Source organism: Shewanella cyperi (genome assembly GCF_017354985.1).
In the GTDB taxonomy this organism is placed as follows: Bacteria; Pseudomonadota; Gammaproteobacteria; order Enterobacterales; family Shewanellaceae; genus Shewanella; species Shewanella cyperi.
On sequence record NZ_CP071501.1, the window covers coordinates 2,963,001 to 2,978,492 of the forward strand.

Below are 15,492 nucleotides of genomic sequence, written 5' to 3' on the forward strand. Positions count from 1 at the left end.
CTGGTTAATTCCACATCACCAGAATCGCCGCCAGGGCGATCAGCACCAAGCCCAGCAGCTCGGCACGTTTCACCGGCTCACGCAGAAAAAAGCGCGACACCAGCATCATGAAAAACACTTCCACCTGCCCCAGGGTTTTGACATAGGGCACGGCGGTCAGCGACATGGCACTGAACCAGCCAATGGAGCCCAAACAACTGCAGGCACTGATGATTAGGGTCAGGCGCCACCTTTGCCACAGGGCCAGCAATTGATGGGGCTGGAACAGCAGCAGATAAGCCAGCAGCAACAAACACTGCAGCAGGATCACCGCCAGCAGCACCCAGGCGGCACTGTGGGGAAATGGCAGGGCCAGCGCCAGGCTCGCCTCGCGCACCCACAGGGAGGTCAGCGCAAAGCTGGTGCCGCAGGCAAGACCCAGGCCCAAGGTGCCCAGAGACAGGCTGCCGCTAACTTTATTGCTGAGCAGAAATACCGCCGCAGTGCCTATAAGTACCCCGCCCCAACCCAGCAAGCTCAGTTGGGTGCCGAAGAACAACATCCCAAGGATGGCGGCCACCAAAGCCTCACTCTTGGCAAGACCCGCACCGACCGCATAGTTTTGCAGCTTGAACAGGCGCACCATCAGCGCCGTGGCAAGAATTTGCGCCAGTGCCGCGCCGGAGACATAGCCTATGACTGCGGATGAAACCTGGGGCTGGGGCGCAGGTTGCCAAAGATAGAGGGCGGCGAGATAACAGCCCGCCAGCGGCGCGGCAAAAATAAAACGTGCCAGGGTCACGGCCACCACCCCCACCTCGCGGCTGAGCCGGCTTTGGAAGGCATTGCGCCAGGCCTGCATAAAGGCGGCCATCAGGGTGAGAAATACCCACATCAACTATTGCTCCGGTGAAAGGCTGAAAACAAAACGCCCGGCTAGGCCGGGCGTTTGAGCATATCACAGCAAGTAAAAGCCGAGACTTATTTACTGGTATCCAGAGCTGGAAAAGATTTCACCAAATCGTCCACCGCCTTCATCTGGGTCAGGTAGGCTTCCAGCTGGTGCAGCGGCAGGGCGCAGGGGCCGTCACACTTGGCATTGTCCGGATCCGGATGGGCCTCGATAAACAGTCCCGCCAGACCCAGCGCCATACCTGAGCGGGCCAGCTCGGTGGCCTGGGCACGGCGACCACCGGCGGACTCTTCACGACCGCCCGGACGCTGCAGCGCGTGGGTGGCATCGAAGATCACCGGATAACCACTCTGCTTCATCTCATCCATGCCCAGCATGTCCACCACCAGGTTGTTGTAACCAAAGCAGCTGCCGCGCTCACAGAGAATGATCTTGTCGTTACCGGCCTCGTTGAACTTCTTGATGATGTGGCGCATCTCGTGTGGCGCCAGGAACTGCGGCTTCTTGACGTTGATGATGGCGCCTGTCTTGGCCATGGCCACCACCAGATCCGTTTGCCGCGCCAGGAAGGCCGGCAGCTGGATGATGTCCACCACTTCGGCCACGGGGGCGCACTGATAGGGTTCATGCACATCGGTGATCAGCGGCAGCTTGAAGGTATCCTTGATCTCCTGGAAGATTTTCAGCCCTTCTTCCATGCCGGGACCACGGTAGGAATTGACCGATGAGCGGTTGGCCTTGTCGAAGGAGGCCTTGAACACATAGGGGATCCCCAGCTTCTGGGTCACCTCGGCATAGGTCTCGGCGATGCTCATGGCCAGATCCCGGGACTCAAGCACGTTCATGCCACCAAAGAGCACAAAGGGCTTGTCGTTGGCTATGGCAATGTTGCCCAGCTGGATAGTTTTATTACTCATCACCACCTCACAAAATTAAAACGCGGCCAGTCGTCATGGCCGCAGTGACATTCGATTGTTCGTCAACCCACCACTTGCAGGATTTGACCGCAGAGCCAAGCCTTCATAATAGATGCCTAAAGCATGGCCAAAAACAGTCAGCTGCTACAAAGCTGTCCCGCTCAACCTACTATCTGCAAAATCTGACCGCAGAGCCAGGCCATATAAGTGCCTAAAGCATAGCCAAAGACCGCCAACAACACCCCCACGGGCGCGAGCGCCGGATGGAAGGCCGCGGCTACCACGGGGGCCGATGCGGCGCCGCCGACATTGGCCTGACTGCCCACCGCCATGTAAAACAGCGGTGCGCGGATAAGCTTGGCCACCAGCAACATAAAGCCGGCATGCACCAGCATCCAGGTGATGCCCACCAGGAAGTAAATCGGGGTATCGAGCACCTTGCTGACATCCATGTGCAGGCCTATGGTGGCCACCAGCACATAAAGGAAGGCCGAAGCGACCTTGGAGGCACCGGCGGCTTCAAGATGACGCACCGGACTGAAGGACAGCGCCAAGCCTATGGTGGTCACCAACACCACCAGCCAGAAAAATTTCGAGGTCAGGCTGTAGTCTTCGGTCCAGGGGTAATTAACGGTAAACCAGGGGCCGAGGAAATCGGCCGCCAGGTGCGCCAGGCCTGTCACGCCAAAGCCCACGGCCACCATCAGCATCAGATCGCGGGTGCTGGCAATGCGGGCGTTCTCGGCATGGTATTGTTCCACCTTGGCCTTGAGGGTCTCAATGGCACGGGTGTCGGCACCGGTTTTGGCATCAATATCCTTGGCCTTGGAGGCCATAAACAGCAGCACAGCCATCCAGACGTTGGCCACCAACACGTCCACAGTCACCATCACGGAGAAAATGTTGCCGCCCACTTCGTAGACTTCCTTCATGGCCGCCTGGTTGGCGCCGCCACCAATCCAGCTGCCCGCCAGTGTGGTCATGCCACGCCAAACGGCGTCTGGCCCCTGCTCAGCGGTAAGGGACGGATCAAAGGCAGAGACCACCAGCAAGGCAATGGGACCACCTATGACTATCCCCAGGGTGCCGGTGAGGAACATGATCACCGCCTTGGGCCCCAGCCCCATGATGGCCTTGAGATCCACGCTCAGGATCAGCAGCACCAGACAGGCCGGCAGCAGGTAGCGGGAGGCCACAAAATACAGCTGGCTTTTCTCACCATCTATCACGCCAAAGGTATTGAGCAGGGATGGCAGGAAATAACACAGCAACAGTGCCGGGATGTAGCGATAAAACTTTTGCCAGAAGGGATGGGCGCTGCTGTTGGTGTAAAACACAAAACCGAGAATGGCGGCAAGTATACCGAGTCCGGTGGCATCATTGGTGACCAAGGCGGTACCTGTCATTGGGCTGTCTCCCTCGCTTATCTTTGTTGTTTTTCGTTATTTATATGAAATCTATCAGTGCAATATTTGCTGCTGTTCCTTCAGCTCTCGCAACTCTCACACAAGCACAGTTTCACCAGCTCTACTAGGGGATATTGCATGGTGCTCATATCGATAATATCAGTGCAGTATCTGCTGTTGTTCTTTAAGCTCACGCAGCTGCAACTTCACCAGTTCCACCACGGGATCGTGGGGGCTCATATCGATAAAGTGGCGCAGATCGCTGACCGCCACCTGAATGGCGCCCAGTTGCTGAGCGATAAAGGCCCGCTCGCGGTTAAGGCTGGCATCTTCCGGATACCACTGCATCAAAAGATTACAACACTCCAGCGCCGCCTCAAATTTATGGGCCACTATGGCACCGGCCTTGAGCTCGTGCAGCATGCGGCTGAGCAGTTGCTTAACCGTGGCGCCCTTCAGATAAGTGGGTTTGAACGGTGCGCTGTTGCCCAGCTCTCCGCGCACTATGGCGTGCAGGCGTTGGCGGCTGAGCAGCTCGCCGGTCAGCGGATCCAGGTACAGGGGTTGCTTGCCCTGGCGCCAAACCAGAACCGTCATGCCCGGCAGCAGCAGGGCATCCAGTTTTAGATCCAGCTGTTTGCCGAGCAACATGAGTATCACGGCCAGGCAGGTGCTGTTGCCCTGGCGCCGGTGCAGGCACAGGCTGAAGTTGGCGGCATCAAGACCGAAGTAATCGCTGTGGCAGCTGAAACCCAAATCCCGGTAAAACCAGTTCAGCAGCGCCTTGAATCTTTGGGTTTGATCCACCAGGTAGTGGCTCAGTACCGCGCCGGATAATTCGTACCATGCCCACTGGGCCTGGGCCTTGTCGCCCAGTCCCAAATGCTCAATAACAGCCAGCGGGGTTTCCGGCAGGGAAATCCCGCTATCGAGACAAAAATCACTCATGAAGCCAGCAGAATCGCTTGTTTGAAATGGGCCATCTTGGCGGCATACACCACCCAGGCCAGGGCGCCGAGAAAGGCGAAAGAGCGGAACAGTTTACCGCGATTGGATTTCATCGCCATGATGGCCAGCAGTATATAGGCCACCACCGCCATGATCTTCTCGGTCAACCAGGTGTCGACAAAGGGGTATTGTTTGATCAGCAGACACAGGGTCAGGCCCGACAGCAGCAGAAAGGTGTCTATCACATGGGGCGCCACCTTGAACAGCTTACGTTCAAGCAGGGCGGACTCGCGCATCTTCATTACAAAGCGCACCATAAAAAACAGCACGCTGACGCCAATCAGGGTCAGGTGCAGGTGCTTAACGGCAGGATACATGCTGTAAAAAGTTTCCATTGCATCTCAAGGCAGTAACCGACAAAGGCGCTAGTGTACCTTAATCGGCGATGGGATACCAAGGGCTATCGGGGCTGCCAGCGCCCCAGGGTGCAGCGGTCATTGCTGCCAAAATCCCGCACGGTGGCGACCTTGTCATAGCCAAGTTCGGTCAGGCGTTCCCGCAGTGCCAGCGCCTGGGCGTAACCGTGCTCCAGCAACAAATAACCGCCGGGACGGAGGAAGTCGCGGGCGTTGGCCGCGATATGGAACAGATCGGCAAAGCCTTCATCGGCGGCGGTCAGGGCACTGATGGGCTCAAAGCGCACATCGCCCTGGCTCAGATGTTCATCCTGCTCATCGATATAGGGTGGATTGGAGACTATCAGGTCAAAGTCTCTATCCTTGACGGCGCCGAACCAGTCGCTTTGCAGTATTTCCACCCGGGACAGGCCCAGATTTTCGCGATTGGCCATGGCAAGGGCCACCGCATCTTCGACCTTGTCCAGGGCCGTGATGCGCCAATGTGGACGCTCGGACGCCAGTGCCAGGGCAATGGCACCTGTGCCCGTGCCCAGATCCAGCACCCGGGCATTGTCCGGCAAGGTCAGATTGAGGGCGGTTTCCACCAGAATTTCCGTGTCGGGACGGGGAATAAGGGTGCTGTCATTGACCATAAAGGGCAAGGACCAGAACTCGCGCTCACCGACAATATGGGCCACGGGGCGCCCCTGAGCACGGCGCTGCACCATCTGCTCGAAGTGCTTCCACTGCTCCTGGGTCAGGGCCCGCTCGGGCCAGGCATAGAGATAACTGCGGGGTTTGCCGAGACAATACTGCATCAGGGTTTCGGCATCTATGTTGGCCGAGTCGCTGACGTTCTGCAATTGCACGAAGGCCCATTGCAGGGCCTCGCCTATGGTGGCTTGGGTGGTCAAAATCAGCCCTGCTCGTCCGCCAGTGCCGCCAGCAGATCCGCCTGATGCTCTTGCATCACGGGATCGATAAGGGCGTTAAGGTCGCCCTCCATCACCTCGCTAAGGCGATACAGGGTCAGGTTGATGCGATGATCGCTCACCCGCCCCTGGGGGAAGTTATAGGTGCGGATGCGCTCTGAGCGATCGCCGCTGCCCACCAGGTTGCGGCGGGTGGTCGCTTCGGCGCTGCGGCGCTTCTCGTCCTCGGCCGCCTGCAAACGGGCAGCCAGTACCGACAGGGCGCGGGCCTTGTTCTTGTGCTGGGAGCGCTCATCCTGACACTCCACCACAGTGCCTGTGGGCAAGTGGGTGATACGGATGGCAGAGTCTGTCTTGTTCACGTGTTGACCACCGGCACCCGAGGCGCGGAAGGTATCGATACGCAGCTCGGCCGGATTGATGGCGATGGCCTCAGCCTCTGGCACTTCGTGCAGCACGGCGACGGTACAGGCTGAGGTGTGTACCCGGCCCTGGGATTCTGTTTCCGGTACCCGCTGTACCCTGTGGCCACCGGATTCAAATTTGAGCTTGCCGTAAACACCATCACCACTGAACCTGGCAATGATTTCCTTGTAGCCACCGTGTTCGCCGTCGTTGGAACTCATGATTTCCACCTGCCAGCGATTGGCCTCGGCATAGCGGCTGTACATGCGGAACAGATCGCCGGCAAAGATAGCAGCTTCGTCACCACCGGCACCGGCGCGGATTTCCACGAAGGCGTTGGTATCATCGTTGGGATCTTTGGGCAGCAGCAGGATCTGCAGCTCGCCTTCGAGCCTTTCCAGGGTGGCACGGGCGCTTTTCAGCTCTTCCTGGGCCATTTCCCGGAGCTCGGGGTCGTCCTCTTCCAGCATGTCCTTGGCGGTGTCGAGATCGGCCTGAGCCTGTTGGAAGGCCTTGAAACCCTTGACCACTTCTTCCAGCTGGGCATATTCCCTGGACAGGGCGCGAAAACGCTCCTGATCCGAAATAACGCTGGCATCGCTGAGCAGCGCCATCACTTCTTCATTACGCTCGAGCAAGCCTTCCAGCTTGCGGATCACGGATTCCTTCATGGAGCTTTAAAACCTTAGTGTTTGTCCAAGCCAAGCGCGCTGCGAAGTTGCCCTATCTGGTTCAGATCGCCCTGACGGCTTGCCGCCGACAGCGCCTGGGTCGGGGCATGGATGAGCTTGTTGGTCAGCTTGTTGGCCAGTTCCAGCATTACCTGCGAACTGTCTGCCCCCTGCGCCAGCTTGTTGAGGGCACGCTCCACCAGCTCATCTCTTATCGCCATACTGGCATCGCGGTATTCGCGGATGCTGTCGACTGTCTCCAGGGAACGGATCCAATCCATAAACAGGAAGGACTGTTCCTGGGCTATCACTTCTGCTTGCTCGGCCGCCTCTCTGCGGGAGGCCATATTCTGTTCAATGATGCTTTGCAGGTCGTCCACAGTGTACAGGAAGGCGTCGTCCAATTCGGCGACCTCGGCTTCAATATCTCTGGGAACTGCTATATCAACCAATAACATAGGTTGATGGCGACGCTGCTTAAGCGCTTTTTCGACCATGCCCTTGCCAAGGATAGGCAGCGGGCTGGCGGTAGAGGATATCACGATATCGGCCTTGGGGAGAAAATCCGGTATCTGCGACAGGGTAATGGCGGTGGCACCGAACTCGGCGCACATGGCCTGGGCTCGCTCTATGGTGCGGTTGGCCACCACCATGGAGTCGACCCCGTTTTCCTTAAGATGACGGGCCACCAGTTCTATGGTTTCGCCGGCACCGATGAGCAGCACCTTGGTACTGCTCAGGGACGAGAAAATATGCTTGGCCATGCTGACGGCAGCGAAGGCCACAGACACGGCAGCGGCGCCGATTTCGGTTTCTGTGCGGACCTTCTTGGCCACGGAAAAAGTGCTTTGGAACAAGCGGTCCAGGGTCACGGCCACTGTACCGGCCTCTTTGGCGTTGGCGAAGGCCTGTTTCACCTGCCCCAGGATCTGTGGCTCGCCGAGCACCAGGGAGTCCAAACCACAGGCCACCCGCATCAAGTGGCGTACCGCTTCCTGGCCCTGATGATAATAGACACAGGGTGAGACTTCATCGTGCTGCAGGTTGTGGTAACTTTCAAGCCAGCGCAGCACGTCGGCCTTGTCAGCCTGATTGCAGTACAACTCGGTACGGTTGCAGGTCGACACTATCACGGCCTCGCCCGATGCTGTACAGCTGGCGAGACTGCGCATGGCGTCATGGATCTTGTCCGGTGAGAAAGCGACTTTCTCACGCAAATCCACCGTGGCCGTCTTATGGTTAATCCCGATTGCTACAAGGCTCATCTGACTCGTTCTGGTTCTGGGCGACGCATTTAATGGCGCCATTCTACTGAAATGACCGGGGTAAAAACAGAATCCTCTTAACAAAAGCGCGATGAAGGACCGATTTTTACCCTTTGGCTGCCGGTTCTGGCACGCTGCGGCCTATTTTACAGACCGCGGGCATTGGTATTATTAACAAGCCCCCGTATCATAAGAATTTATTCACTTCTGTCATAGTTGATTAATTTGAGCCGTTTCACAAAATTCACCATCGCCCTGTGTTGGGTCATGTCTTTGGCCCTGAGTGGTTGCGGCATCACACCGCCACAGGACCTGCTGCCGGTTGATGTCGACGACGCCGCCAAGGCCCGAGCCTGGGAGCTCAAGGGCAAGATAGCCGTCAAGACAGATGCCGATAATGTCAGTACCAATATCTACTGGCTGCACGGTCCCGACCGGGAAGAACTGCGCCTGACCAGCATGCTGGGCACCACAGTGCTGCTGCTGACCCAGGATACCCGGGGCGCCGAGCTGGAACTTGATGGCAAGCAATACCAGGGCCGCAGTGCGGCAGAACTGCTTGAGCGCCTGAGCGGCTGGCCCCTGCCCCTGGAAGAGTTACCCCTGTGGATCACCGGACAAAGCCATCCAGATGACAGCCTGACCCTGGATGACGCCGGCCGCCCCGAGCTGATTGAACACAAGGCCAGCGGCTGGCAAATCAGATACCAAAGCTGGCAGCAGCAAAGCGGCGCCTGGGTGCCCCGGGCCCTGAGCCTGCTCCATCCCAAGTCACGGATAAAAATCCAGATAAACCAGTGGCAGGCACTTGCATCCCCTGGCCAGGCCCGCCCCAAGACGTCTCCCAAGGAGCCTTCCCATGGCTAATGCTCCCTCACTGGCCTGGCCGGCCCCGGCCAAGCTCAACCTGTTTTTGCATATCACCGGCCGCCGCGCCGATGGTTATCACGAGTTGCAAACCCTGTTTCAATTCATCGATCACTGTGACTGGCTGGACTTTAAGCCGACCACCAAGGATGAGCTAAAGCTGCACAGCAACATGGGCCCGGTTGTTGCGGACAGCGATAACTTAATTCTCAAAGCCGCAAAATCACTCAAGCTCCATACGGGTTATCCAGGCGGCGCCGAGATCTGGCTCGATAAACGCCTGCCCATGGGCGGCGGACTGGGTGGTGGCTCTTCCGATGCCGCCACGACCCTGGTGGCCCTCAATGAACTGTGGCAAACCGGGCTCAGCAAGCAGGAGCTGATGGCGCTGGGCTTGAAACTCGGCGCGGATGTGCCTGTTTTTATTAATGGAGTGACCGCCTTTGCCGAAGGCGTGGGGGAAAAGTTGCAGGCCGTGACTGTGCCCGAGCCCTGGTATCTGGTGCTGGTGCCGGATGTGCATGTTTCAACGGCCGAAATCTTCCAACACCCTGAGCTGGTGCGTGATACGCCCAAGTTGGACCAAGGCAGTCTCCTCGCCGGCCAATGGCATAACGACTGCCAGGCGCTGGTGCAAGCCAAATACCCCCAAGTTGCCAATGCCTTGAGCTGGCTGCTAGAATATGCGCCGTCCAGAATGACCGGAACCGGTGCATGCGTGTTCGGGGAGTTCGCTACGCAGCAAGCCGCGCTCGAGGCGCTGGCCCTTAAGCCTGATAACTTGCAAGGCTTTGTTGCAAAAGGACTAAATCGTTCGCCCTTGGAGTTGAGACGCGTTCAACTCTGAATTTTCATCCATGTCGATCCGCCTGGCATGGTTATTACAATATCAAGCAAACGCCTGAGGTTCTTACAGTGCCCGACATCAAGCTCTTTGCTGGGAATGCTACCCCCAGTCTCGCAAAAAAGATTGCCGACCGTTTATTTTGCAAACTTGGAGAGGCTGAGGTAGGCCGTTTCAGCGACGGTGAAATCAGTGTCCAGATCAATGAAAACGTACGGGGAGCCGATGTCTTTATCATCCAATCCACCTGTGCGCCAACCAATGACAACCTGATGGAACTCATAGTGATGGTCGATGCCCTGCGTCGTGCCTCCGCCGGCCGTATCACCGCCGTGATCCCCTACTTCGGCTATGCCCGTCAGGATCGCCGTGTACGCAGCGCCCGTGTGCCTATCACTGCCAAAGTGGTTGCCGACTTCCTCTCCAGCGTGGGTGTTGACCGGGTACTGACCTGTGACCTGCACGCCGAGCAAATCCAGGGCTTCTTCGACGTACCGGTGGACAACGTGTTCGGCAGCCCAGTACTGCTGGAAGACATGATTGCCAAGAAACTGGACAACCCTGTAGTGGTATCTCCGGACATCGGCGGTGTGGTTCGCGCCCGCGCCGTGGCCAAGCTGCTGAACGATTCCGATCTGGCCATCATCGACAAGCGTCGCCCACAGGCCAACGTTGCCCAGGTTATGCACATCATAGGTGACGTACAAGGCCGTGACTGCATCATAGTCGACGACATGATCGACACAGGTGGCACCCTGTGCAAGGCCGCCGAAGCCCTGAAAGAGCACGGCGCCAACCGCGTATTCGCCTACGCCACTCACCCCGTGTTCTCCGGCAAGGCCGCCGAGAACATCAAGAACTCAGTTATCGACGAAGTCATAGTGACCGACACTGTGCCTTTGAGCGAAGAAATGCTGCAGGTGGGCAAGGTGACCCAGCTGACCATGTCAGCGGTACTGGCCGAAGCCATCCGCCGCGTCAGCAACGAAGAATCCATCTCCGCCATGTTCCAGCATTAATACTGGCGATAGATGATAAAACGCACCCCCAGGGGTGCGTTTTTTATTGGCTCGAAATTGGCTCTAAATCTTGTCACCCCGAATTGGGCCCACAAACCAAGCCTGCGGCCTTGGCTAAGCTCAAAGCCATACTGAAGAGGCAATGCCGTAAAAACGCTTCAGCGGCGCACCGGGGGCCTTATCGTCATACCAAGATATGACCGAGGCTATTTGCAATGGATGGATAAGGGAAAATAAAAAAGCCCGTCATTGACGGGCTTTTTTATATGGCTGGGGTACAAGGATTCGAACCTTGGAATGCCGGGATCAAAACCCGGTGCCTTACCGCTTGGCGATACCCCAATTTGGGTTTCAGACAATACGCGCTGCGCACCTTCCGAAAATATATGGTAGCTATGGCGGGACTTGAACCTGCGACCCCAGCATTATGAGTGCTGTGCTCTAACCAGCTGAGCTACATAGCCATGGCTGGGGTACAAGGATTCGAACCTTGGAATGCCGGGATCAAAACCCGGTGCCTTACCGCTTGGCGATACCCCAATAAGATTTGGAAGCGTAAAGGATGGCTGGGGTACAAGGATTCGAACCTTGGAATGCCGGGATCAAAACCCGGTGCCTTACCGCTTGGCGATACCCCACCTGCTTTATTTTCCTGAACTAAGCAGCAGCCCAGTTCAAATGGTACGGGAGGAGAGACTTGAACTCTCACACCTTGCGGCACCAGAACCTAAATCTGGCGTGTCTACCAATTTCACCACTCCCGCTTAGTCTCAAGTTTACATCATGAGAGGATGGTAGCTATGGCGGGACTTGAACCTGCGACCCCAGCATTATGAGTGCTGTGCTCTAACCAGCTGAGCTACATAGCCACTACGTTTTTACAGTCCCTCTTGGCGAGGAACGGGGCGTATTATGCTGATTCAGTTCTGGCAGGTCAACTGCTTTTTTTACTGAAAATCGCCCCCGACACGCCGTTCGTCTAATACTTCACCAAAGCGGGCAACAGTTAGGCAAATGCCAACAAATGCCGCCCACCACAGGCGCTTAGACCTTGGCTTAGACGTTAAACAGGAAGTGCATCACGTCGCCGTCTTTGACCACGTAGGTCTTGCCTTCCACCCGCAGTTTACCGGCTTCCTTGGCACCGGCCTCACCACGATAAGAGATGAAATCGTTGTAGGAAATCACCTGGGCACGGATAAAGCCACGCTCGAAGTCGGTGTGAATTTTACCGGCGGCCTGAGGCGCACTGGCACCCACTTCCACTGTCCAGGCGCGCACTTCCTTCACCCCGGCGGTGAAATAGGTCTGCAGGTTCAGCAGCTCGTAACCGGCGCGGATCACGCGATCCAGGCCAGGCTCTTCCAGGCCCAGTTCGGCCATGAACTCGTCGCGGTCTTCAGGATCCATCTCGGCCAGCTCGGATTCGATGGCGGCACACACGGGCACCACCACGGCATGTTCGGCTGCGGCAATGGCACGCACTGTATCCAGGTGCGGGTTGTTCTCGAAACCATCTTCGGCCACGTTGGCAATGTACATTGTGGGCTTGAGGGTCAGCAGGTTCAGGTAGGCCACGGCCTCCAGCTCTTCCTTCGACAGCTCCAGGGTGCGCAGCATCTTGCCTTCATCCAGCACGGGGCGCAGCTTTTCCAGCACCTCGACTTCGAACTTGGCATCCTTGTCACCGCCCTTGGCGCGTTTTTGCTGACGCAGTATGGCGCGCTCGACGCTGTCCAGATCCGCCAGGGCCAGCTCGGTGTTGATCACTTCGATATCGCCGGCAGGATCGACCTTGTTGGCCACGTGCACTATGTTGTCGTTTTCAAAGCAGCGCACCACGTGCCCAATGGCATCGGTTTCACGAATGTTGGCCAGGAACTTGTTACCCAGACCTTCACCCTTGGAGGCACCGGCCACCAGGCCGGCGATGTCGACAAACTCCATGGTGGTCGGCAACACGCGCTCGGGTTTGACTATTTCGGCCAGGGCGTCGAGACGCGGATCCGGCACAGGTACCACGCCGGTGTTGGGCTCGATGGTACAGAACGGAAAGTTGGCCGCTTCAATGCCCGCCTGAGTCAGAGCATTGAACAGCGTTGATTTACCGACGTTTGGCAGACCCACAATCCCGCATTTAAAACCCATAATAAAACCCTTTCTCTCTCTGATCCGGGACAAATCCCGGTACTGTTAATACTGTAAATTTATTCGGCCTTGAAGCTGTGCAATCTGTGCATCGCCTTGAGCATGTCCTGCTTGAACAGCACCTCGGTTGAGCGCACGGCTTCGTCTATGGCGGCGTTAATCTTTTCCTGCTCGGCGGCAGGTGCCTTGCCGAGCACATAGCCGCTGACCTTGGTCTTGTCGCCCGGATGACCTATGCCTATCCGCAGGCGATAAAAATTCTTGTTGTTAGCCAGGCGGGCAATGATGTCCTTGAGGCCATTGTGGCCACCGTGACCACCGCCCAGCTTAAACTTGGCCACCCCGGGATCCATGTCCAGCTCATCGTGGGCCACCAGTATTTCTTCCGGTTCAATCCGGAAGAAATTGGCCAGGGCCGCCACGGATTTGCCGCTGAGGTTCATAAAGGTGCTGGGGATCAGCAAGCGTACATCCTTGCCACACAGCATGGCCCTGGCAGTGAGCCCAAAGTATTTGCTGTCGGGCACCAGGTTCACACCCGCGATTCTCGCCAGTTCCTCGACATACCAGGCCCCGGCATTGTGACGGGTCTGGGCGTATTCGGCGCCCGGATTGGCCAGGCCGACGATCAGTTTAATCTCACTCATCTGCTGCAATCTTAATTGCCCAGCATCGGCAAAGCCGCCACCGGGAATGGAAAACGGCGCATTTTATACCCAAAGACAGTGTCTATTCCAGCGTTAAGGACCAGACTGCTTCACCACACACAAAGGAAAACGGTCAATTTCAGATACCCAAAGCCCGGGTTCATACCAGTATTTAGGATTTGAGGACATAAACCACCCTCCGGGAAAACGGCCAATCTCAGATACCCAAAGCCCCATTGCATACCAGTCTTTAGGATTTGAGTATGTAAACTGCCCTCAAGGAAAACGGCCAATTTCAGATCCCCAAAGGCCAGCTTAATTCCCCCAACCGGAGGTCTCAGCCCAATCCCAGGGCGTATTTGAGCACCCGTCGCTTGAGGGGACCGTCGATATTAGCCAGGCGCAGGGCCGCGTTGCGGGCCAGTTTCAGTGGCAACAGGTCATTGCTGAAACCGGCATAAAAGCTGTCCATGGCGGTCATCATGATTTGGTTATCGCGGTATCGGCGCTGCTGATATTCGCCCAGCACGGCGTCGCTATACCAAGAGTCGCCCTCTTTTTGGGCCTCGCTCACCACGGCCAGCAGGGCTTCGACATCCTTGAACCCCAGGTTTACCCCCTGCCCCGCCAACGGATTGATGGTATGGGCGGCATCCCCCAAGAGCACCAGATTCGGCCTGTAGTATCTCTGGGCATGGCGCCGGGTCAGGGCGAAGTGGCCCTTGTCCAGCACCTCAAATTCGGGATCGAGCCGCGATGGGAAGTGGGTACGGATTTGCTGCGCCAGGGCGCTGTTGGACAGCTGTGACAACTGACGGATGCGCGCCGGGCTGTCGTACCACACCAAAGAGGCGTGCTTGCCCGGCAGCGGCAACAGGGAGCGGGGGCCTGCCGGAGTGAACTGCTGCCAGGTCACATCCTGCTGCCCGGTTTCGGTGGCAATATTGATCAGCATGGCCCATTGGTCATAATCCCAGGCCGTGATGCCAATGGCGGCAAAGTCGCGCACCCTGGAATTGGCGCCATCGGCACCGACGAGCAGCTTGGTGTGCAATACAGTGCCATCTTCGAGCACCACCTCTATACCGTCGGCATTTCTGCTAAAGCGCTCCACCTTGGTGGGCAACCTCAGGCTGAGATTGTCGAACTCAGCCATGGCCTGCCACAAGCCGAGCTGCACCACGCGGTTTTCCACTATGTGGCCAAGGTGAGTCTGCTGTAACTGACTGGCATGAAAACGGGTGATAAAGCCCTCCATTTCCCAGGTTTCCAGTCCCAGATAGGGGGCGGTGCGCATGGCCTTGATATGCTCCCAGGCGCCGAGACGTGACAGCAAGGTTTCCGACGCCAGGCTCAGGGCCGACACCCGCACATCCAAAGCTTGCTGCGGGTCGAACTGCGCCAGAGGTTGATTCTCTATGACGGTCACGGCCAGGCCCAGTTTGGCCAGGCCTATGGCCGTCGCCGCTCCCACCATGCCGGCACCTATGATCACCACGTCCTGGATCACCACGTCCTGCTGCACGCTATCTGTTGCGGTCGTTGTCGCTGTCACTGTCACTGTCCCTTCACCCGGTCTGCTGCTGTAACTACTGCTTGTAAATATTTTTTGTAAATAAAGAGTGGGCAAAGGTCTGCAAATGTGTCCAAAAGCGGGTTTGGTCATAACCCCTTACATTCGGCCACATTTCCTTTGCCAAGGCCTTCCTATACTGGCGATGTCCAATAAAAAGACGGGGCCCATGGTCCACCAAACATCATCAAGGAAGAGCGAGGTTCAACATGAATATCCTGTTACCCCTGACACTGCTGGCGGGCATAAGCGGCCAGGCAATGGCTGCACCCGAAATGGAAACCCTGACGGTCACCTACCGCAGTCCGCTGGATTATGCCCTATATCAACAGACCACGGAAACCATAAGCTTTTTCCGCCTTGAGCTGGCGCAGGATATTCTCGCCCAATCCAGGGCCAGCAGCCGGGCCATGGCGAGCCATTATCTTTCTCACAATGGTGTTGCTGACACTCGCCTATACCCGTCCCAATCGGATTGGCTTACCGCCCGGCGAAATTGAACTGTGAGTATTACAGGCTGACAAGCCCTTGAGTCTTGACAGCTTTTGCCTGCCAAGGTC

General features: G+C 57.2%; 15 protein-coding genes and 6 tRNA genes. 4 read left to right on the forward strand and 17 right to left on the reverse strand.

Annotated features, from left to right (window positions below; all coding sequences use genetic code 11):
* Positions 1-4: 4 nt before the first annotated feature.
* The 8 genes from JYB84_RS12975 to hemA form a co-directional block, all read right to left on the reverse strand.
* Positions 5-874, reverse strand: a complete 870-nt coding sequence (locus JYB84_RS12975; RefSeq protein ID WP_207320474.1) for a DMT family transporter — start codon at positions 872-874, stop codon at positions 5-7.
* Positions 875-960: 86 nt separating this feature from the next.
* Entirely contained in the window at positions 961-1,809 is an 849-nt protein-coding gene (kdsA, locus tag JYB84_RS12980; RefSeq protein ID WP_207320475.1) for a 3-deoxy-8-phosphooctulonate synthase, read from the reverse strand.
* Positions 1,810-1,970: 161 nt separating this feature from the next.
* A complete protein-coding gene (locus tag JYB84_RS12985; RefSeq protein ID WP_207320476.1) occupies positions 1,971-3,215 on the reverse strand; it encodes a DUF819 family protein in 1,245 nt (414 codons plus the stop codon).
* Between the two features lie 159 nt (positions 3,216-3,374).
* Positions 3,375-4,163 carry a transglutaminase family protein gene (locus JYB84_RS12990; RefSeq protein ID WP_207320477.1) on the reverse strand — a complete coding sequence of 263 codons (789 nt, stop codon included), beginning with the start codon at positions 4,161-4,163 and terminating at the stop codon, positions 3,375-3,377.
* On the reverse strand, positions 4,160-4,558 hold the full coding sequence (locus JYB84_RS12995) for a SirB2 family protein (RefSeq protein WP_207320478.1): 399 nt from the start codon (positions 4,556-4,558) through the stop codon (positions 4,160-4,162). The genes JYB84_RS12990 and JYB84_RS12995 overlap by 4 nt, the downstream gene beginning before the upstream one ends.
* 65 nt (positions 4,559-4,623) lie before the next feature.
* The gene (prmC, locus tag JYB84_RS13000; protein ID WP_207320479.1) at positions 4,624-5,475 is read right to left on the reverse strand and encodes a peptide chain release factor N(5)-glutamine methyltransferase; all 852 of its coding nucleotides are present in this window, start codon (positions 5,473-5,475) and stop codon (positions 4,624-4,626) included.
* Between the two features lie 2 nt (positions 5,476-5,477).
* Positions 5,478-6,569 carry a peptide chain release factor 1 gene (prfA, locus tag JYB84_RS13005; RefSeq protein WP_207320480.1) on the reverse strand — a complete coding sequence of 364 codons (1,092 nt, stop codon included), beginning with the start codon at positions 6,567-6,569 and terminating at the stop codon, positions 5,478-5,480.
* Positions 6,570-6,583: 14 nt separating this feature from the next.
* The gene (gene hemA, locus JYB84_RS13010; RefSeq protein ID WP_207320481.1) at positions 6,584-7,834 is read right to left on the reverse strand and encodes a glutamyl-tRNA reductase; all 1,251 of its coding nucleotides are present in this window, start codon (positions 7,832-7,834) and stop codon (positions 6,584-6,586) included.
* A 225-nt stretch (positions 7,835-8,059) separates the two neighbouring features.
* Here hemA and lolB point away from each other — a divergent pair, with 225 nt between their 5' ends.
* The 3 genes from lolB to JYB84_RS13025 all read left to right on the forward strand — a co-directional run bounded on the left by lolB (position 8,060) and on the right by JYB84_RS13025 (position 10,564).
* Complete coding sequence (gene lolB, locus JYB84_RS13015) at positions 8,060-8,701, forward strand: lipoprotein insertase outer membrane protein LolB (protein ID WP_228290774.1); 642 nt, start codon at positions 8,060-8,062, stop codon at positions 8,699-8,701.
* Positions 8,694-9,548, forward strand: a complete 855-nt coding sequence (gene ispE / locus JYB84_RS13020) for a 4-(cytidine 5'-diphospho)-2-C-methyl-D-erythritol kinase (protein WP_207320483.1) — start codon at positions 8,694-8,696, stop codon at positions 9,546-9,548. The genes lolB and ispE overlap by 8 nt, the downstream gene beginning before the upstream one ends.
* 68 nt (positions 9,549-9,616) lie before the next feature.
* Positions 9,617-10,564: a ribose-phosphate pyrophosphokinase gene (locus tag JYB84_RS13025; RefSeq protein ID WP_207320484.1), complete on the forward strand. Its 948-nt coding sequence runs from the start codon at positions 9,617-9,619 to the stop codon at positions 10,562-10,564.
* Positions 10,565-10,831: 267 nt separating this feature from the next.
* Here the strand turns inward: JYB84_RS13025 and JYB84_RS13030 are convergent.
* The 9 genes from JYB84_RS13030 to JYB84_RS13070 form a co-directional block, all read right to left on the reverse strand.
* Positions 10,832-10,906: transfer RNA gene (locus JYB84_RS13030), tRNA-Gln, on the reverse strand.
* A gap of 45 nt (positions 10,907-10,951) precedes the next feature.
* Positions 10,952-11,028, reverse strand: a tRNA-Met gene (locus JYB84_RS13035).
* 1 nt (position 11,029) lies between these two features.
* Positions 11,030-11,104 (reverse strand) — tRNA-Gln (locus tag JYB84_RS13040).
* Positions 11,105-11,127: 23 nt separating this feature from the next.
* A tRNA-Gln gene (locus JYB84_RS13045) sits at positions 11,128-11,202 on the reverse strand.
* A gap of 41 nt (positions 11,203-11,243) precedes the next feature.
* Positions 11,244-11,328: transfer RNA gene (locus tag JYB84_RS13050), tRNA-Leu, on the reverse strand.
* A gap of 28 nt (positions 11,329-11,356) precedes the next feature.
* A tRNA-Met gene (locus JYB84_RS13055) sits at positions 11,357-11,433 on the reverse strand.
* 187 nt (positions 11,434-11,620) lie between these two features.
* Positions 11,621-12,712, reverse strand: coding sequence for a redox-regulated ATPase YchF (gene ychF / locus JYB84_RS13060; protein ID WP_207320485.1), 1,092 nt, complete (start codon positions 12,710-12,712; stop codon positions 11,621-11,623).
* 59 nt (positions 12,713-12,771) lie between these two features.
* Entirely contained in the window at positions 12,772-13,359 is a 588-nt protein-coding gene (pth, locus tag JYB84_RS13065; protein ID WP_207320486.1) for an aminoacyl-tRNA hydrolase, read from the reverse strand.
* Positions 13,360-13,696: 337 nt separating this feature from the next.
* Complete coding sequence (locus JYB84_RS13070; RefSeq protein WP_407696037.1) at positions 13,697-14,836, reverse strand: FAD-dependent monooxygenase; 1,140 nt, start codon at positions 14,834-14,836, stop codon at positions 13,697-13,699.
* A 305-nt stretch (positions 14,837-15,141) separates the two neighbouring features.
* Between JYB84_RS13070 and JYB84_RS13075 the strand changes: the two genes are divergently transcribed.
* On the forward strand, positions 15,142-15,432 hold the full coding sequence (locus JYB84_RS13075; RefSeq protein WP_207320488.1) for a hypothetical protein: 291 nt from the start codon (positions 15,142-15,144) through the stop codon (positions 15,430-15,432).
* The last annotated feature ends 60 nt before the right edge of the window (positions 15,433-15,492 follow it).

Bases quoted from the DNA above. Each gene is read 5' to 3' on its own strand.
- JYB84_RS12975 (WP_207320474.1), bottom strand. From the start codon at position 874: ATGTGGGTATTTCTCACCCTGATGGCCGCCTTTATGCAGGCCTGGCGC.
- kdsA (WP_207320475.1), bottom strand. From the start codon at position 1,809: ATGAGTAATAAAACTATCCAGCTGGGCAACATTGCCATAGCCAACGAC.
- JYB84_RS12985 (WP_207320476.1), bottom strand. From the start codon at position 3,215: ATGACAGGTACCGCCTTGGTCACCAATGATGCCACCGGACTCGGTATA.
- JYB84_RS12990 (WP_207320477.1), bottom strand. From the start codon at position 4,163: ATGAGTGATTTTTGTCTCGATAGCGGGATTTCCCTGCCGGAAACCCCG.
- JYB84_RS12995 (WP_207320478.1), bottom strand. From the start codon at position 4,558: ATGGAAACTTTTTACAGCATGTATCCTGCCGTTAAGCACCTGCACCTG.
- prfA (WP_207320480.1), bottom strand. From the start codon at position 6,569: ATGAAGGAATCCGTGATCCGCAAGCTGGAAGGCTTGCTCGAGCGTAAT.
- hemA (WP_207320481.1), bottom strand. From the start codon at position 7,834: ATGAGCCTTGTAGCAATCGGGATTAACCATAAGACGGCCACGGTGGAT.
- ispE (WP_207320483.1), top strand. From the start codon at position 8,694: ATGGCTAATGCTCCCTCACTGGCCTGGCCGGCCCCGGCCAAGCTCAAC.
- ychF (WP_207320485.1), bottom strand. From the start codon at position 12,712: ATGGGTTTTAAATGCGGGATTGTGGGTCTGCCAAACGTCGGTAAATCA.
- pth (WP_207320486.1), bottom strand. From the start codon at position 13,359: ATGAGTGAGATTAAACTGATCGTCGGCCTGGCCAATCCGGGCGCCGAA.
- JYB84_RS13070 (WP_407696037.1), bottom strand. From the start codon at position 14,836: ATGGTGGGAGCGGCGACGGCCATAGGCCTGGCCAAACTGGGCCTGGCC.
- JYB84_RS13075 (WP_207320488.1), top strand. From the start codon at position 15,142: ATGAATATCCTGTTACCCCTGACACTGCTGGCGGGCATAAGCGGCCAG.